Raw genomic sequence first — 25,160 nt, 5'->3', positions numbered from 1 at the left:
CCACCTCAATAGGGATCGACGGCATCGCGCAGGCCGTCGCCCAGCGCGTTGAAGGCAAAGACGGTGATCAGCACGAAGCCGACCGGCGACAGGATCCATGGATAGGTGCCGATGACCGAATAGGTCGCGGTGTCCTGCAGCATCAGGCCCCATGAGATCAGCGGTGGCTTCACCGCGAAGCCGAGGAAGCCGAGGAAGGATTCGAGCAGCACCACCGTCGGGATCGCCAGCGTCACGGCGACGATCACATGGCTCATCACATTGGGGAAGATGTGCTGCATGATGATGCGCCGGTCGGTGGCGCCGACCGCCATGGCGGCGCGCACATAGTCGATCCGCGCCAGCGCCAGCGTCTTGCCGCGCACCTCGCGCGACATCTGTGCCCAGCCCAGCGCCGACATGACGATGATGACGAAAGCGAGGAAGACATTCGTCGGCGCTGTGACCGGGATCAGCGTCGTCAGGGCCAGATAGAGCGGCAGTTGCGGGAAGGCGAGCACAAGCTCGACGAATCGCTGCATCCAGACGTCGAACCGGCCGCCGAAATAGCCGGAGATCATGCCGACGCTGGTGCCGATGACCGTGATGATGAAGACCACCGTCAGCGCGATCATCAGCGACACGCGCGAGCCGTGGATGGCGCGCGACAGCACGTCGCGGCCGAACTTGTCGGTGCCGAGGAAATGCACCGGCTGGCCGTCCATCGAGGAAAACAAGTGCCGGTTCATCGGGATGAGCCCGAAGAGCTTGTAGGCCGCGCCTTCGACGAAGAAACCGAGCAGCCTTGGATGGTCGTAGTCGGGGCCGACGATCGGCTGGAAGGTGACCGGATCGAGATCGGCCGAATCGGCCAGCGCATAGACCCGCGGCCGCGCGACGAAATTGCCGTCCTTGTCGTGGAAAACAGGGGCCTGCGGCGGAGCGAAGGCGACGTCGGTCGCCTTGGGGTCCATCGGCGCCAGGAATTCGGCGAACACCGCCATGACCAGCAGCAGGACGACCAGCCAAAGCCCGGCCATGCCGGTCCAGGAGCGCTTCAGCCGGCGCCAGACGAGCGCGATGTAGCTCTCATTGCCATGCGCGGCTTCGGCTTTGGTTACGCCTTCGGCCGGCAAGGGCGTAAGGGATGGGGGCGGGGGTGAGGGATCGCGGGCCAGCATCTAGCGCTCCCCGAACTGGCGGATGCGCGGGTCGAGCAGGACCAGCAGCATGTCGGCGATGATGTTGCCGACGATCAGCGTCGCCGACAGCACCATCATGAAGGTGGCCGTGACATAGACGTCGCCGACCGCCATGGAACCGACGATCGCCGGACCGACGGTCGGCAGCGCGAAGATGATCGCCGTCTCGATCTCGCCGGTGAGCATATAGGGCAGCACCACGCCCTGATACATCACCAGCGGATGCAGCGCGTTGGGCACGGCATGGCGCATGACGACGGCGCCGCCGGTCAGGCCCTTGGCCTTGGCCGTCTCGACATATTGCGCGTTGAGCGTGTCGAGCAGGTTGCCGCGCATGACCCGCATGTTGTAGGCGAGGCCGCCGAAGGTCGCGATCGCAACCACCGGCCAGACATGCTTGACCAGGTCGACGAGCTTCGCCCACGACCACGGCGCGCCGCCATATTGCGGCGAGAAGAACGAGCCGATCTCGGAGACGTTGAACTGGAAGACCAGCAGATAGACGATGATCAGCGCCATCAGGAAACGCGGCACCGTCATGCCGAGGAACGAGATCGCCGAAAGTGTCGAGTCGATCCAGGAATATTGCCGCGTCGCCGCCCATATGCCGAAGCTGATGCCGAGCACCGAGGCGAGCAGGTGGCAGACCAGCGCCAGAAGCAAGGTGCGCGGCAGGCGCTCGCCCACCACGTCGGCCACCGGCTTGTTGTAGTAGAGGCTGTAGCCGAAATCGCCGCGGGTGACGATACCGCCGATCCAGTTGAGGTACTGGACGGGCAGCGGCTTATCGAGGCCATGCTCGACGCGGTAGGCCTGGGCTTGCGCTTCAGCCTCGGCGTAGGAAGCGCCGCCCTGGTTGATCAGCTGCGAGCGGATATAATCCGCATAGTCGCCGGGCGGCGCCTGGATGATGGCGAAGGTGACGAGGCTCAAAATGGCGAGGACGGGAAGCGCCGACGCTATGCGCATAAGCAGGAATCGCAGCATGGGGGGTCAGCTTCCTTTCTGGCCGGTCGCTCCCTGAGGCGCGTTCGGAGGTTTCGTTGTCCGGCCGCGCCGCGGCGCGGCCGGACGTCTCTCGTCAGGGGAGGTAAACCTTACATCGGACCCTTGTCACCCGGTTTGCCGGGAAGCTCCTCCGGATACAATTCGTGCTTCGCCTGCTTGTCGGCGGCGACGAAGACACGTTCGCGGACGATCGAATCCTCGGCCCAGTTGAACATGTAGATCGGTGTGCCTTGCGGGATGTTGGAGAACCGCGTGTTGATGATGAGCGCGCCCGGATACTCGGTCAGCCCGACATTGTAGACATGCTCGGTCGATATCTTCTGGAACTTTCGCATCAGGTCGGCACGCTGGTCGTTGTCCTGCGTCGTCACGAACTTGTTGACGATGTCGACGAGGTCCTTCTCGAAGGGCATCAGGTCGACCTCGCCGCTTTCCGGCGCGCGGTGATTCCAGCTGGTCTTCGGGCCGACGGGAGCAAGTTGCTCGGTGTTTTGCACCACCGAGGTCAGCTCGGTCTCGTTGCGCCGGATCAGCCAGTCGAAACGGCCGGAATATTGGATGGCGTCGCGCTGCGTTCCGTTAACCCCGTTGAGCACGACCCTCAGCCCGAGCTTCTCCATCTGCGCGACCACGCCTTCGGCAAGGCTCTTGTCGGTGGTGTAGTCGTTGTTGACCAGCATCACGATCTCGACATTCTTGCCGCCGGCGGTGCCGGCCGGGAAGTTCACGATACCGTCGCCGTCGGTGTCCTTCAGCCCGGCCTTGGCAAGCTCGGCCTTGGCGCCTTTGAGATCGAACGGATAGTAGACCGTCGATTTGCGGTCATAGAAGCTGGTGCCCGACGAGAAGCCGCCCGGATAGATGGCGGTGAATGGACCCTTGACCAGCGAGTCGCCCAGCGCCTTGCGGTCGAGCGCCATGGTCACCGCCTTGCGGAAGTCCTCGTTGCGGTTCAATTCGCGCACCGCCTGACTGCGCTCGTCCGGGTTGCCCCAGCCATTGGCGGAAAAATTCATGCGCAGATTGTAGCCGATGAGGCGCGGGCCGAAGGCAAGCCGGGCCGGCGCGTTCGAGTCGGCAGCGCGCTTCAGCGAGGCGACGAAATTCTCCGGCTGCTCGAGATTGGAGAAGTCGCTGGAGCCCGCCACCGCCTGGACGTCGCGGTCGGCCCAGGTCGACAGCTTGTATTGCAGCTCGTTGAGATAGGGCAGCTGGTTGCCCTTTTCGTCGACCTTCCAATAATAGGGGTTGCGCCGCATGACGATGATATCGTCCGGCCGGTATTCGACCGGCACCCAGGCGCCCATCACCGGCATATTCATATAGTCCGGCGGGAAGGCATTCTTGAACTGGTCGTAGGTGTTCTTCGAGTATTTCGGATGCTGCGGCTTCAGGATATGCGAAGGGCCGGGACAGAAAGTGCCGTAGGCCATCGCATAGAGATATTGCCGCGGGAACGCCTCCTTGAACGTCCACTCGACGGTGTAGTCGTCGACCTTCTTCAGCGTCGTGCCGACGCCGAAGGTTTCGGGCGTGGCGCCGTTCAGCGGCGAGACGTTGGGATCGACGACCTCGTCATCCCAGTAGAACATGACGTCGTCGGCGTTGAAGGGCGCGCCGTCGGACCACTTGGCGCCTTCGATCAGATGCATGGTGAGCTTGTGGCCGTCGCTCGACCAGTCCCAGCTCTTGGCGAGGTTGGGCAGCGGCTCGGTGTCCTTGGCTTCGACCTGGAACAGCGGCGCCGTGCGCGTCAGGCATTCGGACAGGCCGATATCGATCCCGCCCCAGCCTTGCGTCTGGCCTGCGCCGTAGTTCCAGCCTTCCGGCCGGCCGCCGATGACATGGCGCATCGTGTCGCCATAGACGCCGGTGCCGTCCGGCATGTTGCCCGTCTTGAAGACCAGCGGCTCCTTGGGCAACCGGTCCTTGACCGGCGGCAGCTTGCCGGTCTTGACGTATCTCTCCGTCACCCAGTCCGGCTCGTGATATTCGGGCAGCGCCTTGAACTCCAGGATGGAGTCGCGCGCCACATAGTGGATCTTGCCCTCGGCCGGGAATGTCGCCGGCTCGGGCGGGATCGTCGGCTCGGATGCCAAGGCGTATGCCGGAATGGCAACGCTCATCACCAGTCCGGCGGCAAAGCCAATTCTGCGTAAGGTCCTCATCGTCTCCTCCCAGTTGTTTGGACGCCTGCTGCTGCCCGCCTCTTGTTTCTGGACGGCTGATCCGGCGGACGCGCCTCCTGCGCGTCCGCCTGCTTGCCGGGGATCTCAGCCGGCTTGTTTGAGCGCCGCCTTTTCGGCGCGCAATTCCTCGATCGAGCGGACGCTGCGGCGCGCCGCGCCCGCCCATTCGCGGGTCTTGACCTTGGATTTCGAGAGCCGCTCCTTTGCCGCCGGAATGGCATCGGCATATTGCGGCAGCCACTGCGCCTGGGCGACGACCATCTCGTCCACCATCTGCCAGACTTCTTCCGGCGTCGATACCGCACCCACCAGCGGATCGTGCAGCACGGCGAGCTTGAGCAGGTCGATGTCGCCAGCGATCGCCGCGTGCACCGACATGCGTTGCACGTTGATCGAAGCCATGCAGGTGGCGGCACAAGCCTCCGGCAGCGTGATGCCGGCGGCCATGTTGATGCCGAAACGGTCGACGAAGCCGGGCGACTCGATGATGGCGTCCTGCGGCAGGTTGGTGATCACGCCGTTATTCTTGACGTTGAAATGGCCGCGATAGACGCGATTGGTCTCAAGCGCTTCCAGAATGTGGCTGGCGTGTTCGTTGGAGCGCTTGGCCGGGTCGATCGGCTTCGACGCCGCTTCGAGGAACTGCGGATACTCCGTCTCGAACCAGTTGCGGGTTTCCGTCGAGTAGCGCAGATAGCCGCCGGTCTCGCCATGGATCCAGTCGGACATGTCGATCCAGCGCGTGATCTCCTCGGGGCGCTTGCGGTACCAGGGCAGATATTCCGACAGATGCCCGTTGCTTTCGGTCGAGTAGACGCCGAAGCGCTTCAGCACATCGATGCGCAGCTTTTCCTGCTTCGAATAGACCGGATGCGCCTCGAAGGCGGCGACCAGCTCGTCCTTGCCGATCGGCCGGCCGTTCAGCCTGAGCTCGATGAACCAGGTCTGGTGGTTGATGCCGGAGCAGACATAGTCGAGCTCCTTGGGCGATTTCGCGCCGAGCACCTCGGCGATCTGCTCGGCGCCGTGCTGGACGCCGTGGCAGAGCCCGACCGTGTCGACCTTGCCGTACTCGATCGCCGCCCATGTGTTCATGGCCATGGGGTTGGCATAGTTGAGGAACTTGGCGTTGGTATCGGCGACCTCGCGAATATCCCGGCAGAAGTCGAGGATCACCGGAATGTTGCGCTGGCCGTAGAGAATGCCGCCGGCGCAGATCGTGTCGCCGACGCATTGGTCGATGCCATATTTGAGCGGGATGCGAATGTCGTCGGCATAGGCTTCGAGCCCGCCGACGCGCACGCAGCTGATGATGTAGCGCGCGCCCTCCAGCGCCACGCGGCGGTTCGTGGTCGCCGTCACCCTGGTCGGCAATCTGTTCGCCTCGACGATCCGGTCGAGGATCGCCTTGATCATCGCCAGATTGTGCTCGCTGACATCGGTCAGCGCGAATTCGATGTCCTTGAATTCCGGCACGCACAGGATGTCGGTGAACAGCTTCTTGGTGAATCCGACGCTGCCGGCGCCGATAATAGCGATTTTGAAACTCATCACCTTCACCTCGATCCAATCGAATGCTAGGCAAGGAGCAGCAAGGGGAGGATATGGCCGCACGCAACAGCGCGCCCGCCACTCAAAGCCGGAAATCCGGCTCTTTTCTCCTCCCGCCCGCTCCTCGACCGCGGGTCTTTCGCGTCTTGAGGGCCGGATTATGCGCTTATTCGCCGGCGCGGCCAGAGAAGGATTATGCTTTCGAGGGTAATTTTGTGCTGCAGGACCTGATCGCCAACGGAAAGCTGATGCGCACGATCTCGCTGCCGCGCGGCCGCCAGCGCCTGCATGCCATGCCGACCAGCACGGGCTATGAACTGCGCGAGGACGAGACCTACGACTGGGACGGCAGAAAGCGTGGCCAGACCCCGTTCACGGTCCTCCAGCATACGATCAGCGGCACCGGCCAATTGCGCTACGAGAGCCGCAACTACCGTCTGCAGGCGAACGACACGCTGCTGGTTCTGGTGCCGCACAACCATCGCTATTGGTTGGCCAAGGGCGACCGCTGGGAATATTTCTGGATCTCGATGAACGGCGAGGAGGCGTTGCGCATCCACAAGTCGATCCTCAGTGTCTCGGGCCCGGTGTTCCGGCTGCAGCCGGCGACCATCGATCATCTTGCCGATTGCAGCCTGCGCCTCATCAGGGGAGCCGCTTCGCCCGGCGCTGCCTCCGCGATCGCCTATGAGGCGGCGATGGCGCTTTACGACGACGTCTTCGGCTCGCACGCCTTCGCCGAAAAACAAAGCGCCATGCAGCCGGTCATCGACCACATCAACGCCAATCTCGACAAGCCGCTGCCGGTGGCGGAGCTGGTCGAAATCAGCGGCCTCAGCCGCGCCCATTTCTCGCGCTGCTTCGCCGAGAGCGAAGGACTGCCGCCGGCTGAATTCGTCCTGCAGCAGCGACTGCAGCGGGCGGCGAAACTCCTGACCAAGGCGGATTTCCTGCCGGTCAAGGAAGTCGCGGTGCTGTGCGGCTTCGAGGACGCGAACTACTTCTCCAAGGTCTTTCGCCGCTGTTACGGCATCAATCCGACGCAGTTCCGCACCACCGGCATGTATGCCAGCCTGGGCAACCATCGCTGAAGCATATCAGCGCTTGGCCTCGAGCGTTGTCGAGGCGGTGCTCACCGGGTCGGCCGCCGCGGCAAACGCCGCGTCTATCTGTTCGGGCGTGCGCTGCCCGGAGCGTTTCCAGGCGACATATTGCACGATGCCGAAACCCGGCCGCGTCGGCACCGTCTTCACCACCGGCATGCGGAACCCGTCGCGGAATTTCTCCCAGCGCGCGCCGAGCACCGCGACCATCTCCTCGACGGTCGGCGGCGTCGCCACATCGGCATAGGTGATGGTGACTTTCCCGGCGAGCGCCGCCTGGCGCGACAGCGGCACCGGGATCGAAGCCAGGTAATCGGTCGGCACGTCGATCAGGCCGCCGAAAGCCCACTGCTGGCGCAATTCGCGTGCATTCATCGGCGCCACGGAAACATCGATGTCGTTGGGCGTGCCCGGCACGCGGTAAGGGCAGGAGAAACGGCCGCAATTGGCCTGCGCCGAGAATTGCCACAGCGCGTAGCCCTGCCAGTTCCCCATCGGGAAATGCACGTCGATGTCCGGCTTGTAGCGCGCGTACCACAGCGGCAGCCGCGACAAGAGCCGATACTGGTAGCGATTTTCGGCGATGTACTGGGCGGTCTTGCCGTTGACATAGAGCACCGGGAAGCGGCCGAGGCGGCGATGCACCTGGCGCACGAATTCCTCGGCGTCCTCCAGCGACATCCATTGCGTGGCGTCGATGCCTTCGATGTCGAGGGCCATCAGCTCATCCGGCGCCGGCTCGGCGAAATCGATGAAATTGTTGGCCTGCTCGACCGGGTTGCCGGGGCGGGCGAGGTGATAGGCGCCCCATTTCAAGCCGAGCGCCTTGGCCACCACCTTGCGCGTCTGGAACAATTCGCGCGTCACCGCATAGCGTTTCCATTGCGCCTTGCAGAGTTTGACGTCGGCCTCGGCGCCGAAGCAGAAATAGGGCGGCGGCAGCCCGTCGGACGCCTTGTTGATGAAGCCGGCAACGCGCTTGTCGGTGACGAGCTGCTGCCAGTCGATCGAATTGTATTCGTAGGCGTCGATCACCAACGGGCGGTCGGCATTCTTCCACGGCTCGGAGAAATCCGAGGCCTGTGCCGCCGTGCCTAGCGCAACCGCCACCGCGAGAAGCGCCAGGCGGCGAAGAGGGCGCGCCGGCTTTTTCAATCAGGGTGTCCCCACTGACCAGGGATCGATCCTGAACCGCTATGGTTAAGGAAGTGCTTCGATCGCCTGTGTCGTCGGCGGGCCGAAAAGATCGAGGTCGAAGAGATCGGCCATCGCCTTGTAGCCGGCATCGGACGGGTGCAGGCCGTCGCCGCAGTCGAATTCCGGACGAATGCGGGAGCTGTCTTTCGGGTCGGCCAGCGCCCGGTCGAAATCGATGACGGCATCGGCGGGACTGGAGGCTCTTATCCAATCGTTGACGGAGCGGCGCACCCGTTCTTTCTCGGGCGAGTGGAACGTGCGCAGGGCCTCGCCCGCGAACGCGCCGGCAGAGGGCGTGAGGGTGCCCTGGATGACTTTGATGCGGCGCATGTGGGCGCGCGCGATCAGTTGCCGGTAGCTGCCGACCAGATCCTCCAGCGAGACGGCCTCGGCCGGCCCGGCCAGCATCGTTCCCGGCCAGCCGATGTCGTTGATGCCTTCCAGAAGCACCATCTGGCCGACATTGGGCAGGCCGAGCACATCGCGGTCGAAACGAGCGAGCGCGCTCGCGCCGCGTGCCCGGCTCGCGGTCACCCGGTTGCCGCCGATGCCATGGTTGAGAACGCCGAGACGGCCAAGCAATCCGGCCGCCGAAAGCCGCTCGGCCAGGCGATCCGGCCATCTGGCGTTCGCATCCACCGTCGATCCGAAGCCGTCGGTTATGGAATCGCCGAAGCAGACGATCGAGCGGCTGTCGGCCTCGCATTCGACAAGAACGGCGGTCAGGAAATAGCGGCTGGTGGAGGTCTGCTGCAAGGGCATGCGCTCGGCGTGAACGAACTCGCCGTAATCGGAAATATAGGCGGTCTGCTGGGCCTCGTAGTGATAGGTCTGGATCGGCGCGAAACCGCTGAAATACAGGCTGACGGCGACGTCACAGAGGTCGCCGGCCGCGAGCTCGACCGGGTCGCTCAAAAGCGGCGCGCCGGGCAAGATCCTGGCTGCGCGCGAGCCGCCGAAGGTCAACCGGCGCAAACTCCCGCCCTCGATGCTGCCGCCGTCGGCGGCCCTGGCGATGGATGCCGCGCCGATGTCGATCGGGTCGCTGCCATGCTCGTTCGAAAGCCGCACACAAAAGCGCGTGCCACCCTTGCTGATGCGCACAACCTGCCTGACCGTCTGGTTGTGGAAGCCGTAAAGAACGGCATCGCCCGGCCAGACATTCATCGGGCTGGCGGCCCACGTTCCCATCCAATGTCCGGTCATCCCGTCGCCTCCTCGTGGATCGAGCAGCGGCAACGCTAGCAACGCGCGGTTGGCTTCACCACCAGAAATCCGATGCCTGCCTGGTACTTTCTTGCTCTCGCGGCTTGCCTCTGCATCCAGCGCAGGACCGCCATCACGGTCGCGCTCGAAGCACAAGAGCACAAGAAAGTATCGGTCATGCGTCAGGGGCGTGGTGGCATCGCCATTTTCGCTTGGTTAGCTTTTCCGTCGTAGCGGCCGGCAGTGGAGGAGCCTTTGCCGGTCAGCGAGCGGTTTCGCGGGCTGGTGCGTGTCGCACCCGCGACCGGTCAATTGCCTTTGGGAAGGGAGGATAACCATGTCGAACATCATGAATTTCAGACTGAACCGCCGCGCTTTGCTTGCAAGCGCCGCGGCGGGCGCCGCCGCTGGCGTAATGGCCCGAAGCGGTTCCGCCGGCGCGCAGGAGCTCTCGAAAGTGGTGGCCTGGGAAACGCCCTATCTCGGCTTTTTCTTTTTCGTCGTCCTGCAGGAGGCGTTGAAGCGCAAGGCCGAAAGCCTGGGACTGCAATTCGTCGGCAAGGATGCCAACGGCGATTCCAACGCGCAGGTGAACGACTGGAACAGCCTGCTGCTGCAGAAGCCGCGCTACCTCATCTCGGACGCGCTCGATTCCGAACTGCTCATCCCGCTTACGAAGAAGGCCAAGTCGCTTGGCGTTCCGGTCGGCATGGTCGACACGCCGCTCACCGGCGGCACCGTCGCCGCTTCGGTCACCTTCGACAATCGTCAGTCGGGCGTCATGGCGGCCGAAAAGACGGCCGAACTGCTGACCAAGAAATATGGTTCGCCCAAGGGCAGCGTGCTGAACAATTACGGCTCGCTGACGGCGGTCGCCCTACGCAACCGCAAGGAGGGTTTCGAGGAGACCTTGCAGTCCAAATACAAGGACATCGAGATCATCTCGCGGCCGCAGAACAACCAGCATGAAGAGGCTTTGGCCGTCGTCTCCGCCACACTGCGCGAGCGCCCCGACCTCGACGCCATCCACATGCCCACCGACATCTTCGTCGTCGATGCCCGCAAGGCCATGGAGACGCAGAAGCGGCTCTTCCCGGTCGGTCATGAGAAGCACATCATCCTGACCAGCATCGACGCCTCGCCCAACGCGCTCGAATGGGTCAAGGCCGGCGAGATCGATGCCGACATCGCCCAGGATCCGATCGCCTATGTCGAGATCGTCGTGGATCTGCTGGAGCAGTACACGCTCAAGGGTCAGCGGGTGCCGACCGGCCCGTATGAGAACAAGAAGTACTTCTGGGAGAAGGGAACGATCGCCGACAGCCCGTCCGGGCCGCTCCTGACCATACCACCCTACTTCCTGACCAAGGAGAATGCCGACGATCCGCGCCACTGGGCCAACGTCGTCACCAAGGTCTGGAAGATGGAACAGAACGCCGGTTGAGAACCGGCGGGCGAGGGCGCGCGGTATCGGCCGCGCCCTCCTTGACCTGGAATGGGGAGGCGGCCGATGACGCAGTCAGATCGCGAGCCGGCAGACGGCGCACGCCGGACACGCGAAGGGCCGTTTGCCGCGGCGACGCCGTCCGGCCGGCCCGTGCTGGTCGTCGACAATGTCTTCAAGGCATACGGGCCGGTTTCGGCGCTCGACGGCGTGTCGCTGTCTGTACGCAAGGGCGCGATCCACGGCCTGCTCGGCAAGAACGGCGCCGGCAAATCGACGCTGTCCAATGTCGTCGCCGGCTTCGTGCGCGCCGACGCGGGCAATATCCTGCTCGACGGCGAGGATGTCTCGTCGCTGTCGCTCACCGCGCGCAACAAGCGTGGGTTGTATCTGCTGTCGCAGCACTCCGAAATTTTCGAGGACCTGTCGATCGGCGAGAACCTGCTTTTGCCGAACCTACCGCGGCGCCGCGGCCTGGTCGACTGGGGCAAACTGCACCGGCAGGCCGCCCTTCTCCTGGAAAGTCACGCCATGCACGTCCCCTCGCGGCGGCGCGCGGGGGATCTCAATGCCAGCGACCGCAGGCGGCTCGCCATCATCAAGGCCGTGGCCGGCGATGCCAGGCTGATCATCCTCGACGAACCGACGGCGGGGCTTGCGGCGCGCGAGCGCCAGCATCTCATGGAATGGGTCGAGGCGCTGACCGCCCAAGGCACGTCCTTCGTCTATATCTCGCATCACAATGACGAGGTCCGCCAGCTTTGCAGCGAATACACCGTGCTGCGCGACGGCAAGGTCGCAGCAGGCGGCGTCGCAGGATCGCTGTCCGCCGACGGCATGGCGCGGCTGATCACCGGAAGCGATGTGAAGGAATTCCGGCGCGCCAGGTCGGCGGCACCAAAGCCCCCGGTCGTCAAGATAGACGATCTGTGCTTCCCCGGCGGCGGCCCGGTCGATCTCACCATCGGTCGCGGCGAAATCGTCGGGCTTGTCGGGCTGCTTGGCGAGGGCCCGCAAGAGCTGCTGCGCACGCTCGGCGGGCTCCTCCCGGTCATGTCCGGCCGCGTTCTGGTCGACGGCCGCCCGGTCCGGCTCGGTTCGCCGGCCCACAGCCTTGCCGCCGGCATCGCCTATCTGACGCATGACCGTATCGGCGAAGGGCATGTCGCTTCGATGTCCATCGCGGAAAACCTCAGCCTCGGCAACTGGCCTCGCCAGGCCGGATGGGCGATCAGCCGCTCCGGCATGCTCGGCCGCGTGCGCCGGGCGCGCGCGGCAATGGACGTCGTGATGGACGGGCCGGATCAGGAAATCGGCAAGCTCAGTGGCGGCAACCAACAGAAAATCCTGCTTGGCCGCCTGCTGGAGCGAAACCCGGCGATCCTGCTGCTCGACGAACCGACGATCGGCGTCGACGTGGCGGCGAAGGAACACATCCATCGCCTCATCGATGACGCCACCAAACGCGGCGTCGCGGTCCTGCTGATCGCGCAGGATCCCGACGAGATGCAGCGGCTGGTCGACCGCGTGGTCGTCTTTTCCAAGGGCCGCATCGAACGCTCGCTTTCGGCCGAGGGCCTGACGGTCGGCGCCATCGCCGACGCCAGGTCCCTGAGGGAAAAACCATGACAGGACGCAGGACGACATGAACGGCAGGAAATTCCTTCTCGACAATGTGGTGTGGATACTGATCATCGTCTTCAGCCTCCTTGCCGGCGTCCTCAATCCGTTCTTCCTGTCGGAAGGCAACCTGCAGAACGTGCTGGTGCAGGCCACCACGCTGGGCGTGCTGGTGCTGGCCGTGTCCTTCACGCTGCTGATCGGCGAAATCGATCTGTCGGTCGTCGGCAATCTCGTCTTTTCCGGCATGATCGGCGCCTATGCCATGCAGGAATACGGCGCGCACTGGACCGTCGCCGTCGCGGTGACCGTGCTGACGGGCACGTTTATTGGCGCCGTCAACGGCTATTTCGTCTCCTACATGCGGATGAACTCGCTCATCGCCTCGCTGGCCATGGGGCTGTTCCTGCAGGGCGCGGTGCTCGGCGCCACGCAGGCCCGCACGCTGGTCATAGCCGATGAAGGATACGCCTATATCGGCAGCGCGACGATCGGCACATGGCCGATCATGCCGGTCGCGCTGTTCGTTATCTATCTGGCGGCGCATATCGTGCTTGCCTATTCGGCCTGGGGCCGCAATCTCTACGCCACCGGCGGCAACCGGCGGGCCGCGCATGCGGCCGGCATCAACGTGCGGCGCGCTCGGCTCGGCGCTTTCGCCGCGTCAGGCTTCCTTGCCGGTCTCGCCGGCTTCCTCTACGCGTCCTATCTCGGCGGCGTGAGCGTCACCGTGGGCAGCACGACCCTGCTCTACGCGGTCGCGGCTCCTGTCATCGGCGGCGTATCCCTGCTTGGCGGGCGCGGACGGGTGCTCGGTATGCTCGGCGGCACGCTCCTCATCACGGTCATCCAGACCGGGCTGCAGCTGATCAACGTGTCCGCCTATTACATTCAGATGATCGGCGGCGCGATGATCCTGCTGGCGATTGCCGTCGACGCTTTCCGGGTGCGTGGCGAGGAGCAGGGATCGGTCTGAGTGCGGGTGTTTCTCGGTGCGCGCCGCGCACCGCATCCGTCGCTGTTTATGTTCGTGAGCCGTTCTCCACTTGCTCCGAAACGTCAAAAAAGTATCGGTCGGGTGGACAAGCCGTGGTGGCAGGCGCTTCAATTGCCGCCTAAGCTTTCAATCGCGGCGGCCAGTGGGAATACACGGGTTGCCCAACGAAGCGCAGCAACCGGTCACAAGACCGGACCCGCGCGGGGAGGAAATGAAGATGAATCCGGACCTGGAAGTCGTCCAGATCAGACAAGGAGAGTCGTTCAAGGCCTGGGCCCACGGCTATCCTTTCCGCACCGTGCGCTGGCACTTCCATCCCGAATACGAGCTGCATCTGGTCGTCGCCACCACCGGCCGCTATTTCGTCGGCGACTTCATCGGCGAGTTCGAGCCGGGCAATCTGGTGCTCACCGGGCCCAACCTGCCGCACAACTGGGTCAGCGACGTGCCGCCGGGCGAGACCGTGCCGCTGCGCGGCCGCGTTGTCCAGTTCTCGGAAGAATTCATCGCCGAGGCTTCCGCCGCGCTGCCCGAACTTGCCGCCTGCGCCGGCATCCTCGAAACCAGCCGCCGCGGCGCGCTGTTCTCGGCGGCGACGGCTGAGCTCGCGGCGCCCTTGCTGGCGGAGCTGACCGAGGCGCAGGGCGTGCGCCGCCTGTCGCTGTTCATGGCCGTGCTCGATATCTTGAACCGCGCCGGCGACGTCCGCACGTTGGCCAGCGCGGGCTATCTGCCCGACCCGTCCGGCTTCATGTCGGCCGGAATCAATCAGGCGCTCGCCTATATCAACTGCCACCTGACCGAGCCCTTCAGCGAAGGCACGCTGGCCGAGATTGCCGGGCGCAGCCCGAGCGCCTTCTCGCGCAGCTTCCGCCGGCACACCGGAATGGCGCTGGTGCAGTATGTCAACCGGCTGCGTATCAACCTCGCCTGCCAGCTGCTGATGAGCGAGGCGCAGATGTCGATCACCGAAATCTGCTACGCCGCCGGCTATAACAACATCTCGAATTTCAACCGTCAGTTCCTGGCGCAGAAGGGCATGTCGCCTTCGCGCTTCAGGGCCTTGTTGGCTGAGAACATCAACGCGGAGATAGCCGCCTAACAGGGAGGAAGCGGGAGGAGCTTAGAGCAATTGCGAAGCGGTTGACGCGGCGACCTTGCCGTAGCCTCCGTCCGCAGTTGCGTCAAACAAGAGAGATTCAGGGAAGGAAGGACGCGGGGTGCGGAGCACCCTGTGCTGGAGATCGTTTGTTCCGAAATCCAGCACGTTCAGGAGGATGTTTGCGCGGCTTACCGAGGATCGGATCGATCCTTGACCGCCGCTGATCATACTCCTTCCAACAGTTCGACATGCAGTCAAGGCCTGGCGCGTGGTCCATCGCGCAGGTCCTCATGAAACCATTGCTTGAAAACGGAGACATTCGAATGACCAGACATGCTTGGAAATCGCCGTTTGCCTTTAAATCGACGATCGCGGCCGTTTTCGCGGTCTCGCTGCTCGGCAGCACCGCGGCCTTCGCCGACACGGTAACCGATGCTACGGTTGCCTTCCTGATGCCCGACCAGGCGTCGACCCGCTACGAGCAGCACGACTATCCCGGCTTCGTCGCCGAGATGAAGAAGCTCTGCCCGGGGTGCAAGGTGATCTATCAGAACGCTGACGCCGATGCGGCGCGCCAGCAGCAGCAGTTCAATTCGGTGATCTCGCAGGGCGCCAAGGCGATCGTGCTCGACCCGGTCGATTCGACCGCCGCCGCCTCGCTGGTGAAGCTCGCCCAGAGCCAGGGCGTCAAGGTGATCGCCTATGACCGGCCGATCCCGACGGCGCCCGCCGATTTCTACGTCTCCTTCAACAATGAAGGCATCGGCAAGGCTATCGCCGACTCGCTGGTCGAGCACCTCAAGGCTCTGAAGGTCGACCCGGCCGGCGGCGGCCTGCTGCAGATCAACGGCTCGCCGACCGACGCTGCCGCCGGCCTGATCAAGAAGGGCATCCACGAAGGCCTCGACAACAGCGGCTATCCGATCCTGGCCGAGTTCGACACGCCGGAATGGGCGCCGCCCAAGGCACAGCAATGGGCGAGCGGCCAGATCACCCGCTTCGGCACCAAGATTCTCGGCGTCGTCGCTGCCAATGACGGCACTGGCGGCGGCGCGATTGCCGCCTTCAAGGCGGCCGGCGTCGATCCGGTTCCGCCGGTGACCGGCAACGACGCGACGACCGCGGCGCTGCAGCTGATCATCGCGGGCGACCAGTACAACACCATCTCCAAGCCGAGCGAGATTGTTGCCGCGGCCGCGGCCAACGTTGCCGTCAAGCTGTTGTCGGGCGAGACGCCGAAGGCCGAGATGACGCTTTACGACACGCCCTCGCAGCTGTTCACGCCGGCGGTGGTGACGCAGGAGAATCTCAAGGCCGAGATCATCGACAAGAAGATCAACACGGCCGCCGAGCTGTGCGTCGACCGCTATGCCGAGGGTTGCAAGAAGCTCGGCATCACCAACTGATCATAGGACATCCGGCCGCCCGTCGGCGGCCGGATGTCCAGGGAACGACAGTCACGAAAGGCGGCGCATGAGCGAGAGTTCTGAAAGGTCGGCTTCCGTCGGCGAGCTGGTGCTCAGCCTGCGCGGCATATCGAAGAATTTCGGCGCCGTTTCGGCGCTGACCGATATCGATTTCGATGTCCATGCCGGCGAGGTCGTCGCGCTGGTCGGCGACAACGGCGCCGGAAAGTCGACGCTGGTCAAGATCCTCGCGGGCGTGCATCAGCCGAGCTCGGGAACGATCAATTTCCGCGGCAGGGCGGTGACGCTGCCCGACCCGCGCGCGGCGCTGACGCTCGGCATCGCCACGGTGTTCCAGGACCTCGCGCTCTGCGAGAACCTCGACGTCGTCGCCAACATTTTCCTTGGCAACGAGCTCAGCCCGCTGCTGCTGGACGAGGTGGCGATGGAGATGCGCGCCTGGACGCTGCTCAACGAATTGTCGGCGCGCATTCCGAGCGTGCGCGAGGCGGTCGCCTCGCTGTCCGGCGGCCAGCGCCAGACCGTCGCCATCGCGCGCTCTTTGCTGCTCGAACCGAAACTCATCCTGCTCGACGAGCCGACCGCCGCACTTGGCGTCGCCCAGACGGCGGAGGTGCTCAACCTTATCGACCGCGTCCGCGCGCGCGGTCTCGGCGTCGTGATGATCAGCCACAACATGGAAGATGTCCGCGCCGTCGCCGACCGTGTCGTGGTGCTCAGGCTGGGGCGCAACAACGGCGTCTTCGAGCCCGACGCCTCGAACCAGCACCTGGTGAGCGCCATCACCGGCGCGTCCAACAACGCGGTGTCGCGGCGCGCCGAGCGCCTGCGCATGGAGCGCGATCACAGCGGCGGCGCACAAGCTGGGGAGCAACGCCCGTGACGGCAGAGAAAAGCACCTCCGCCCCGATGGCGCTCGACCGCGCCGATGCGCGCGTGAAGCATGAGGCAGGCCTCAGTGGAGCGGTCCGCGCCTTCCTCGACCGCGTGCGCAGCGGCGATCTCGGCTCGCTGCCGGTCATCGTCGGCCTCGTGGTCATCTGGACCGTGTTCACCAGTCTCAATCCGGTCTTCGTTTCCAGCAGCAACCTGGTCAATCTGCTGTTCGACTGCTCGACGGTCGGCGTCATCGCGCTCGGCATCGTCTGCGTGCTGATGGTCGGCGAGATCGACCTCTCGGTCGGCTCGATCAGCGGCTTTGCTTCGGCGATGGTCGGCACGCTCTGGGTCAATCAGGGCTGGCCGGTCGCGCTGGCGATCCTCGCGGCGCTGGCCTTCGGCGCCCTGATCGGCTCGCTCTATGCCTTGCTGTTCAACCGGCTCGGCATGCCGAGCTTCGTCTCGACGCTTGCCGGCCTGCTCGCGGTGCTGGGCATGCAGCTCTACATCCTCGGCTCCACCGGCTCGATCAACCTGCCCTATGGCTCCGCTTTGGTGGATTTCGGCCAGCTGATGGTGATGCCGAAATGGGTCTCGCACTTGCTGGCGGCGATCCCTGGCCTGGCGCTGCTGGTCAGCGGGCTTCGCACCTTCGCGCGTCGCCGGGCGGCCAACCTGTCGACCCCGTCCGCCGCCGGGCTCATCCTGCGCGTCGCCGCCATAACCATCGGCCTCGAGCTGATCGTCGCCTACCTCAACCAGTCGCGTGGCATCCCATGGATGTTCGGCCTGTTCGTCGGCCTCGTCGTGGCGATGAACTATGCGCTCACCCGGACCAAATGGGGGCGATCGATGACCGCCGTCGGCGGCAACCGCGAGGCGGCGCGGCGCGCCGGCATCAAGGTGCGCGCCATCTATCTCAGCGCCTTCGCGCTGTGCTCGCTCTTCGCCGCGCTGGGCGGCGTGCTGGCCGCCGCGCGGCTCGCTTCCGCCAGCCAGCAGGCCGGCACCGGTGACGTCAACCTGAACGCGATCGCGGCCGCGGTCATCGGCGGCACCAGCCTGTTCGGCGGCCGCGGCAGCGCCTATTCCGCGCTGCTCGGCATCATCGTCATCCAGTCGATCGCCAGCGGTCTGACGCTGCTCGATCTGTCCTCGTCGCTTCGCTACATGATCACCGGTGCCGTTCTGGCCATCGCCGTGATCGTCGACTCCCTCGCGCGCCGTTCCCGTGCTTCGCACGGCCGCGCCTGAACAGTTCAAACGAGAAGGGTACACATGGCTCAAGATCTTTCGGGAAAAGTCGCCGCGGTCACCGGCGCGGCATCGGGCATCGGCCTCGAATGCGCCAGGGCGATGCTTGCCGCCGGCGCCCGCGTCGTGCTGGTCGACCGGGCGGAGGACAGGCTGAAGGAGGTCGTCGGCGAGCTCGGGGCCGGCGCGATCCCGCTGGTGGTCGACCTCACCAGCCCCGCCAGCGTGGCGACCATGCTGCCCGGTATCCTCGAAAAGACCGGCCAGCTCGACATCTTTCACGCCAATGCCGGCGCCTATGTCGGCGGTGAGATCCTCAACGGCGATCCGGACGCGTGGGACCGCATGCTGAACCTCAACATCAATTCGGTGTTCCGCTCGGTGCACGCGGTGCTGCCGCACATGGTCGGGCGCAAGACCGGCGACATCATTGTCACAAGTTCGATTGCGGGCCTCGTCCCCGTCGTCTGGGAGCCGGTCTACACGGCCTCGAAACACGCCATACAGGCCTTCGTCCATACGCTGCGCCGGCAGGTGGCCAAGCACGGGCTGCGCGTCGGCGCAGTCGCGCCAGGGCCGGTGGTGACGGCGCTGATCAGCGACTGGCCGAAGCAGAAGCTAGAGGACGAGCTGGCGGCCGGTGGCCTGATGCAGCCCACCGAAGTCGCGGACGCCGTCCTGTTCATGCTCACGCGCCCGAGAAACATCACCATTCGCGATCTGGTGATCCTGCCGCAGAGCAACGATCTGTAGGCAGTAGGAATTAGGCAGTAGGGAATAGGGAAAGAGGCCCTTGGGTCCGGCCATTCAACACTGACCATCTCCTACTGCCTACTGCCTACTGCCTACTGCCTACTGCCTACTGCCTACTGCCCTACCTTCGAGGTTCCCATGCCTTCCCACTTCCTTGGCATCGATGTCGGCACCGGCAGCGCGCGCGCCGGCGTCTTTGACGAGCGCGGCGAGCTCCTCGCCTCCGCCAAGCGCGACATTGCTCTCTTCATCGAGCCCGGCGAGATCGCCGAGCAATCCAGCCGCGACGTCTGGCAGGCGGTGTGCGCCAGCGTGCGCGAGGCGGTCGGGAAGGCGGGCGTCGATCCCCGGGAAATCGGCGGCATCGGCTTCGACGCGACCTGTTCCCTGGTGGTGGCCGGCGACGATGGCGAGCCCTTGCCGGTCGGCCGTTCGGGAGACAGCGATCGAAACATCATCGTCTGGATGGACCATCGCGCCCTCGACCAGACCAGGCGCATCAACGCCCTGCGGCATCCGGTCCTCGACTATGTCGGCGGCGTCATTTCGCCGGAGATGGAGACTCCGAAGCTTTTGTGGCTCAAGGAGAACCTGCCCGCGACCTTCGCCGGGGCGCGGCATTTCTTCGACCTCGCCGATTACCTGACCTGGCGCGCCACGGGCAGCCTTGCCCGCTCGGTCTGCACGCTGGCCTGCAAATGGACCTATCTCGGCCATGAGCGGCGCTGGGACGACAGTTATTTCCATGCCGTCGGGCTCGGCGAGCTTGCCGACGAGGGCTTTGCCCGCATCGGCACCGAAGTGGTCGATCCCGGCACGGCGCTTGGCGCCGGGCTGACGGAGAAGGCTGCGGCCGAACTGGGACTGGTTGCGGGCACAATCGTGGCCGCCGGGCTGATCGATGCCCATGCCGGCGGCGTCGGCACGGTGGGCGCTGCCGGCGATGCCGGTACCATCGCCTCACGCATGGCCTATGTGCTCGGCACCTCGGCCTGCACCATGGCAAGCAGCGAAGGTCCGGCCTTCGTGCCGGGCGTATGGGGACCCTATTATTCCGCCATGGTGCCGGGATTCTGGCTGAGCGAGGGCGGTCAGTCGGCGGCCGGCGCGGCGATCGATCTCCTGGTGCGTTTCCATCCGGCCGCAGCGGAGGCTTCCGCGCGTGCCGTTGCCGAAGGCAAATCGCTGGTCGATTGGCTGGCCGCTGCCGCCACGGCGGCTTCGCCCGACCTGTCGGCTGCCGCCACGCTCGCGGGAAGCATCCATGTCGTACCCGAATTCCTCGGCAATCGTTCGCCCTTGGCCGATCCGGACGCGCGCGGCCTGATCGCCGGGCTCGGCACCGACCGTTCCGTCGAAAGTCTCGTCGGCCTTTATGTCGCCGGGCTTTGCGGCCTCGGCTATGGCGTGCGTCAGATCGTGGCGGCGATGGCCTCATCCAGTCTTGCCGTCGACACCATCGTCATCAGCGGTGGCGCCGGGCAGTCGCCGCTGGTGCGCCAGCTGCTTGCCGACGCTGCCGACTTGCCGGTCGCCGCCCCGCAATCCCCCGAACCGGTGCTGCTGGGCGCCGCGATGCTCGGAGCGGTGGCATCCGGCCGGTATGCGGACCTTTCGACCGCCATGCCTGCCATGTCCCGGCTTGGTGATGTTTTCAGGCCGGCGGCCGACGCCATGCGGACGTGGCACGATCGCCGCTACGAGGCCTTTCTGGCGCTGCAGGCGGTGGGTCGCAGCATACGCTGAGGGATCGATCAGCGCCTAAACAGCGACGGGACTTCGAACGGATCGGGCGCCGGCTCCTGCGGCAGCGTGCCTTCCGCCTTGCGCTTCTTGTGATGCGCGAGCGAGCATTGCGGCGAGCACAATATGCCGCGATCGGTCCAGTAGGCGGGGCCTTCCTCGATCAGGCCGTGATAGTACGAGAACCCGGGCGCCCGGTAAGGCAGGCCGCATTCGATGCAGCGATAGGCGTCGGGTCTGGCAAGCATGGATGGTTGTCCGGTTTGTCTACGAATTGCCTAACGGATCATATCGCAGCATGTAATTCCTTTTTGCGGAAATTTGAGACGTAATTGCAGCCTCGAAAATTGGCCATGGCCATCGCGATTTCGTCATTCTATGGCGGAGCAAGGAGCGAAGCGACGCGGCGCAGACCATAGAATCAATTCCGTGACGTTGAGGCGTTACCACGGTCCAGAATTCTGCTCCGCTGCATCCCTCGCGCGAGATCACGGAATGGATCCTCGGGTCTGCGCGCGGCGCTTCGCTCCTTGCTCCGCCCGTGGATGACGAAGTCCACCCTTGCAAAATCCGCGTGACAAAGTTTGACGTTTACGTAAAAAGCAGATGCGAGATCGACGCATGGGTTTCGCTTCGGCCATGCACTAGGATTGGCTGGAACCAGGAGGAGCAGACATGTATCGCGCGCCGGTCGAGGACATCGCCTTCACGCTGAAGCAGGTGGCCGGGCTGAAGCCGGCACTGGATGCCGGCACCTTCGGCGATCTCGGCGAAGACTTGGTCGATGCGATCCTGGCCGAGGCCGGGCGCTTCGCCAGCGAGGAGGTCGCTCCCCTCTACAAGATCGGCGACGAGCAAGGTGCTGTGCTCAAGGACGCCGCCGTCACCACGCCGCCCGGCTGGAAGGAACTCTACCGGCGCTGGATCGACGGCGGCTGGAACGCGCTGTCCGGGCCGGAAGAATTCGGCGGCCAGGGCCTGCCGACCATGCTCGGCGTCGCCGCGCTCGAAATGTGGAATTCCGGCGCCATGGCCTTCGGCATCGGCCCGACGCTCACCATGGGCGCGGTCGAGGCGCTCGACAAGCACGCTTCGCAGGAACTCAAGGCCAAATACCTCGCAAAACTCGTCTCCGGCGAGTGGATGGGCACGATGAACCTGACCGAGCCGCAGGCGGGCTCGGATCTCGCGGCCTTGCGCAGCCGTGCCGAGCCGGTCGGCGACGGCACCTACCGCATCTTCGGCCAGAAGATCTTCATCACCTATGGCGAGCACGATTTCACCGACAACATCGTGCATCTGGTGCTGGCCAGGTTGCCCGACGCGCCGGCCGGAACGCGCGGCATATCGCTGTTTTTGGTGCCGAAGTTCTTCGTCAACGACGACGGCTCGCTCGGCGCCCGCAACGACGTCTTCTGTTCCGGCCTCGAGCATAAGCTAGGCATCCATGCCTCGCCGACCTGCACCATGATCTATGGCGACGGTTTCCAGGGTGCCAAGCCCGGCGCCATCGGCTGGCTGATCGGCGAGGAGAACAAGGGCCTGGCCTGCATGTTCACGATGATGAACAACGCCCGCCTTGCCGTCGGCATGCAGGGCGTGGCGGTGGCCGAGACCGCCACGCAGAAGGCGATCGCCTATGCCAATGAGCGCCGCCAGGGCAAGGCCTCGAACTATTCCGGCTCCGGCATGGCGCCGATCGTCCATCATCCCGATGTGCAGCGCAGTTTGCTCACCATGCGGGCGCTGACCCAGATCGCCCGCTCGATCAGCTATTCCTGCGCGCATGCGCTCGATCGCGCGCGCCTCGGCGAGGGCGAGGCCGCCGCCAATTGGCGCGACCGCGCCAACCTGCTGACGCCGCTTGCCAAAGCCTTCTCGACCGATGTCGGCGTTGAGGTCGCCTCGCTTGGCGTCCAGGTGCATGGCGGCATGGGCTTCATCGAGGAAACCGGTGCCGCGGCGCTTTATCGCGATGCTCGTATCGCGCCGATCTATGAAGGCACCAACGGCATCCAGGCGATCGACCTTGTGGCGCGAAAGCTGCCGCTTGGCGGCGGTGAGCATGTGCATTCCTATATCGGCGAGTTGAAAGCGATGGCCGATGCGGTGCGCACGTCCAACATCGAAGGCTTCGGCCGCACCGCAGACAATCTCGACCGCGCGCTGTCCGATCTCGACGAAGCGACCCGCTTCTTGCAGAAGCTGCTTGCCGGCGGCAAGGCGGACGCCGCCATGGCCGGCGCCACGCCCTATCTGCGCCTGATCTCGCTCGCCGCCGGCGGCGCCTATCTGGCGCAAGGCGGGCTCGCCGACCGTGGCCGCATCGCGCTTTGCCGCTTCTTTGCAGAAAACCTGCTTGGCGAGACGCGCGCGCTGAAGGAGCGCGTCATCGACGGCGCCGAAAGCCTCGCTGCAGCCGGCAAGGCGCTGATCTCCGCCTGAATAGCCCGATACTCGAAGGAACCGATAGTGACCGACCATATCCTCGTCGAGCGCCAGGGCGCCGTGCAGATCATCCGCATCAACCGCCCGGACAAGAAGAACGCGCTGACGCGCGCCATGTACGCGAAGATGTCGACCGCGCTTGCCGAAGGCGATGCCGATCCGGCGGTCCGCGTGCACGTGTTCCTCGGCGTTCCGGGCGCCTTTTCCGCCGGCAACGACCTTGCCGATTTCCTGGTCATCGCCACTGGCGGCGAGGGCGGCAACGAGGTCTGGGATTTCCTGATGGCGCTGGCCAAGTCCGAGAAGCCGATTGTGTCGGGCGTCGACGGTATTGCGGTGGGCATCGGCACCACGCTCAACCTGCATTGCGATCTGACCTTCGCTACGCCGCGCACGCTGTTCCGCACGCCCTTCGTCGATCTCGGCCTTGTACCGGAGGCCGGCTCAAGCCTGATCGCGCCGCGGCTCCTGGGACGGCAGGGCGCCTTCGCGCTGCTCGGCCTCGGCGAAGGCTTTTCGGCCGAGCGCGCCAAGGCGGCCGGTCTGATCTACGACGTCGTCGCGGTAGACGCGCTGGAAGGCGCGGTGCTGGCCGCGGCCAACGGCATCGCCGCCAAGCCGCCGCAGGCGCTGAAGATCGCGCGCGACCTGATGCGCGAGCCGCGCGAGGAATTGATCGCCCGCATCAAGGTCGAGAGCGAGCATTTCCGCGAACGGCTGACATCCGAGGAGGCGCGCGCCGCGCTGACTGCCTTCATGATGCGCAAGAAGGGATAGGCGCGAAGCCCATCCGGAAAGGGGCGCCCTCTGTGGCGGACGCCCGCGGACTTGTCACGTTAGCTTCTTGGCCGCCTGTTCATCTAGCGCCTTGCCGAAAGCCTCTGCTGTCCATCCGGCTTCGAGCGCGCGGTGGAACAGCGCTTGCTGCGTTTCCGGCGCCAGCCCGCCGATCGGCGGATCGCGATCGAGATTGGTCGGGAAGGAATAGCCCTCCGCCGTCGAGGCGATCGCGTTGGCGGCCGCTGCCTTCGAGATCGCGCCTTCTGCCAGCATCGTCTGGATCGCGGGATAGAGCGCGCGGCTCATCCTGGTGCGGTCCACGCTCTCCATCGCGCGGCCGTAACCCGAAGACACCTGCAGCAGATTGGCCATGCGCCGGATGTCGGCGGAGCGATTGTTGCCGGCGGCATGGAACAGCGCCGGGTTGAAGAAAGCGGCATCGCCCTTTTCCAACGCAAGCTGCACGTGATGCTCGGCGAAATACGCCTTGAACTCCGGCAGGCCGGTGGCGAGATATCCGGGCAGATAGGCCTGCGAGTAGGGTAGGTAGAGCGTTGGGCCGCTCTCCAGCGGCATATCGCAATGGGCGACGGCCCCCTGCAGCGTCAGCACCGGCGAGATGGAGTGCACATGCACCGGATAGCGCTCGATCACTTCGGGGGTTTGGAAGCCCAGATGATAGTCGCGATGCGCCAATTGCGCGGCGCCTCCGGGATTAACGCAGTTGATCTGCGAGGTCATCTGATAGGCCGGCCCGAGCCAGGCTTCCGAGATCAATGCGATGATGTCGTTGCCGTAATAGGCGGCGAAGGCTTGCGGATCGCGCAGGCAGAATTTCTCCAGCGCATTCCAGATGCGATCATTGGCGCCCGGCTTGGCGAAATGGTCGCCGCCGCCGGTCCCGATGGCGTGCTGCTCGGCGATCATCTCGTTGAAAAGCCTGGTCGCCCTATCGATCGGCGCCGTGTCGGCGAACGCTTTCTTGAAGGCCACGACGCCAGGCCCGCTGGTCATCGCCTCGACCCACTCCGCCAGCAGCGCCTTGCGTGTCTCGGGCTCGGCCGCCGCCTTGCGGACAGCATCGCCGTCATAGACGAGCACGTTCTTTTCGACGCCGGCGGCGAAGGGGTAGTCGGCGAGCTTGGTCGCTTGCTCGACGATCGCCCGGAAGCCTTCGATGTCGCACTGGTCCTTGGTCAGCCAGACCCGTTCGGACCTGACCTTGGCTGGGTTGTCGGCCTTCATGACGCATCCTCCTGTTGCGATCCCGGTTGTCGT

At 64.9% G+C, this 25,160-nt stretch carries 20 protein-coding genes; 12 read left to right on the top strand and 8 right to left on the bottom strand.

Features of this window, described 5'->3' with window-relative positions; translation table 11 throughout:
* Positions 1 to 5: 5 nt before the first annotated feature.
* The 4 genes from FJ418_RS24550 to FJ418_RS24535 form a co-directional block, all read right to left on the bottom strand.
* On the bottom strand, positions 6 to 1,160 hold the full coding sequence (locus FJ418_RS24550) for an ABC transporter permease (protein WP_140870028.1): 1,155 nt from the start codon (positions 1,158 to 1,160) through the stop codon (positions 6 to 8).
* On the bottom strand, positions 1,161 to 2,168 hold the full coding sequence (locus tag FJ418_RS24545) for an ABC transporter permease (protein ID WP_140645033.1): 1,008 nt from the start codon (positions 2,166 to 2,168) through the stop codon (positions 1,161 to 1,163).
* Positions 2,169 to 2,278: 110 nt separating this feature from the next.
* A complete protein-coding gene (locus FJ418_RS24540; protein WP_140870025.1) occupies positions 2,279 to 4,357 on the bottom strand; it encodes an ABC transporter substrate-binding protein in 2,079 nt (692 codons plus the stop codon).
* Between the two features lie 105 nt (positions 4,358 to 4,462).
* A complete protein-coding gene (locus tag FJ418_RS24535; protein WP_140870023.1) occupies positions 4,463 to 5,929 on the bottom strand; it encodes an alpha-glucosidase/alpha-galactosidase in 1,467 nt (488 codons plus the stop codon).
* Positions 5,930 to 6,177: 248 nt separating this feature from the next.
* Here FJ418_RS24535 and FJ418_RS24530 point away from each other — a divergent pair, with 248 nt between their 5' ends.
* Positions 6,178 to 7,020: an AraC family transcriptional regulator gene (locus FJ418_RS24530; protein ID WP_140870082.1), complete on the top strand. Its 843-nt coding sequence runs from the start codon at positions 6,178 to 6,180 to the stop codon at positions 7,018 to 7,020.
* Between the two features lie 6 nt (positions 7,021 to 7,026).
* Here the strand turns inward: FJ418_RS24530 and FJ418_RS24525 are convergent, their stop codons facing one another.
* Both FJ418_RS24525 and FJ418_RS24520 read right to left on the bottom strand, forming a co-directional pair.
* Positions 7,027 to 8,187 (bottom strand): glycoside hydrolase family 25 protein, encoded by a 1,161-nt coding sequence (locus tag FJ418_RS24525; RefSeq protein WP_140870020.1) that lies wholly within the window; start codon positions 8,185 to 8,187, stop codon positions 7,027 to 7,029.
* A gap of 45 nt (positions 8,188 to 8,232) precedes the next feature.
* Positions 8,233 to 9,435: an SGNH/GDSL hydrolase family protein gene (locus FJ418_RS24520; RefSeq protein ID WP_140659548.1), complete on the bottom strand. Its 1,203-nt coding sequence runs from the start codon at positions 9,433 to 9,435 to the stop codon at positions 8,233 to 8,235.
* 337 nt (positions 9,436 to 9,772) lie between these two features.
* Here FJ418_RS24520 and FJ418_RS24515 point away from each other — a divergent pair, with 337 nt between their 5' ends.
* From FJ418_RS24515 to FJ418_RS24475, 9 genes are all read left to right on the top strand, one after another.
* Positions 9,773 to 10,879: a sugar ABC transporter substrate-binding protein gene (locus FJ418_RS24515; protein ID WP_140870017.1), complete on the top strand. Its 1,107-nt coding sequence runs from the start codon at positions 9,773 to 9,775 to the stop codon at positions 10,877 to 10,879.
* A 66-nt stretch (positions 10,880 to 10,945) separates the two neighbouring features.
* On the top strand, positions 10,946 to 12,508 hold the full coding sequence (locus FJ418_RS24510) for a sugar ABC transporter ATP-binding protein (RefSeq protein ID WP_181167077.1): 1,563 nt from the start codon (positions 10,946 to 10,948) through the stop codon (positions 12,506 to 12,508).
* A gap of 16 nt (positions 12,509 to 12,524) precedes the next feature.
* A complete protein-coding gene (locus tag FJ418_RS24505) occupies positions 12,525 to 13,475 on the top strand; it encodes an ABC transporter permease (RefSeq protein WP_140659550.1) in 951 nt (316 codons plus the stop codon).
* Positions 13,476 to 13,713: 238 nt separating this feature from the next.
* Positions 13,714 to 14,598: an AraC family transcriptional regulator gene (locus FJ418_RS24500; RefSeq protein ID WP_140705267.1), complete on the top strand. Its 885-nt coding sequence runs from the start codon at positions 13,714 to 13,716 to the stop codon at positions 14,596 to 14,598.
* A 323-nt stretch (positions 14,599 to 14,921) separates the two neighbouring features.
* Positions 14,922 to 16,004 (top strand): sugar ABC transporter substrate-binding protein, encoded by a 1,083-nt coding sequence (locus FJ418_RS24495; protein WP_140870012.1) that lies wholly within the window; start codon positions 14,922 to 14,924, stop codon positions 16,002 to 16,004.
* A 67-nt stretch (positions 16,005 to 16,071) separates the two neighbouring features.
* Positions 16,072 to 16,908: an ATP-binding cassette domain-containing protein gene (locus FJ418_RS24490; RefSeq protein WP_140870010.1), complete on the top strand. Its 837-nt coding sequence runs from the start codon at positions 16,072 to 16,074 to the stop codon at positions 16,906 to 16,908.
* A gap of 26 nt (positions 16,909 to 16,934) precedes the next feature.
* Complete coding sequence (locus FJ418_RS24485; RefSeq protein ID WP_140870080.1) at positions 16,935 to 18,158, top strand: sugar ABC transporter permease; 1,224 nt, start codon at positions 16,935 to 16,937, stop codon at positions 18,156 to 18,158.
* 24 nt (positions 18,159 to 18,182) lie between these two features.
* On the top strand, positions 18,183 to 18,911 hold the full coding sequence (locus FJ418_RS24480; RefSeq protein ID WP_140870006.1) for an SDR family oxidoreductase: 729 nt from the start codon (positions 18,183 to 18,185) through the stop codon (positions 18,909 to 18,911).
* Positions 18,912 to 19,049: 138 nt separating this feature from the next.
* Entirely contained in the window at positions 19,050 to 20,657 is a 1,608-nt protein-coding gene (locus tag FJ418_RS24475; protein ID WP_140870003.1) for an FGGY-family carbohydrate kinase, read from the top strand.
* Between the two features lie 8 nt (positions 20,658 to 20,665).
* Here FJ418_RS24475 and FJ418_RS24470 read toward each other — a convergent pair whose 3' ends face one another.
* Entirely contained in the window at positions 20,666 to 20,902 is a 237-nt protein-coding gene (locus FJ418_RS24470; protein ID WP_140870001.1) for a hypothetical protein, read from the bottom strand.
* 427 nt (positions 20,903 to 21,329) lie between these two features.
* Here FJ418_RS24470 and FJ418_RS24465 point away from each other — a divergent pair, with 427 nt between their 5' ends.
* Both FJ418_RS24465 and FJ418_RS24460 read left to right on the top strand, forming a co-directional pair.
* Positions 21,330 to 23,099, top strand: a complete 1,770-nt coding sequence (locus FJ418_RS24465) for an acyl-CoA dehydrogenase family protein (protein WP_140869998.1) — start codon at positions 21,330 to 21,332, stop codon at positions 23,097 to 23,099.
* 27 nt (positions 23,100 to 23,126) lie between these two features.
* Positions 23,127 to 23,879, top strand: coding sequence for a crotonase/enoyl-CoA hydratase family protein (locus FJ418_RS24460; RefSeq protein ID WP_140869995.1), 753 nt, complete (start codon positions 23,127 to 23,129; stop codon positions 23,877 to 23,879).
* A 54-nt stretch (positions 23,880 to 23,933) separates the two neighbouring features.
* On the opposite strand, the gene FJ418_RS24455 is transcribed toward FJ418_RS24460, so the two are convergent.
* Positions 23,934 to 25,127, bottom strand: coding sequence for a phytanoyl-CoA dioxygenase family protein (locus tag FJ418_RS24455; protein ID WP_140869993.1), 1,194 nt, complete (start codon positions 25,125 to 25,127; stop codon positions 23,934 to 23,936).
* Positions 25,128 to 25,160 lie beyond the last annotated feature (33 nt).

Source organism: Mesorhizobium sp. B2-8-3 (assembly GCF_006440815.1).
GTDB lineage: Bacteria > Pseudomonadota > Alphaproteobacteria > Rhizobiales > Rhizobiaceae > Mesorhizobium.
This window is presented reverse-complemented; position numbering and strand designations above follow the sequence as displayed.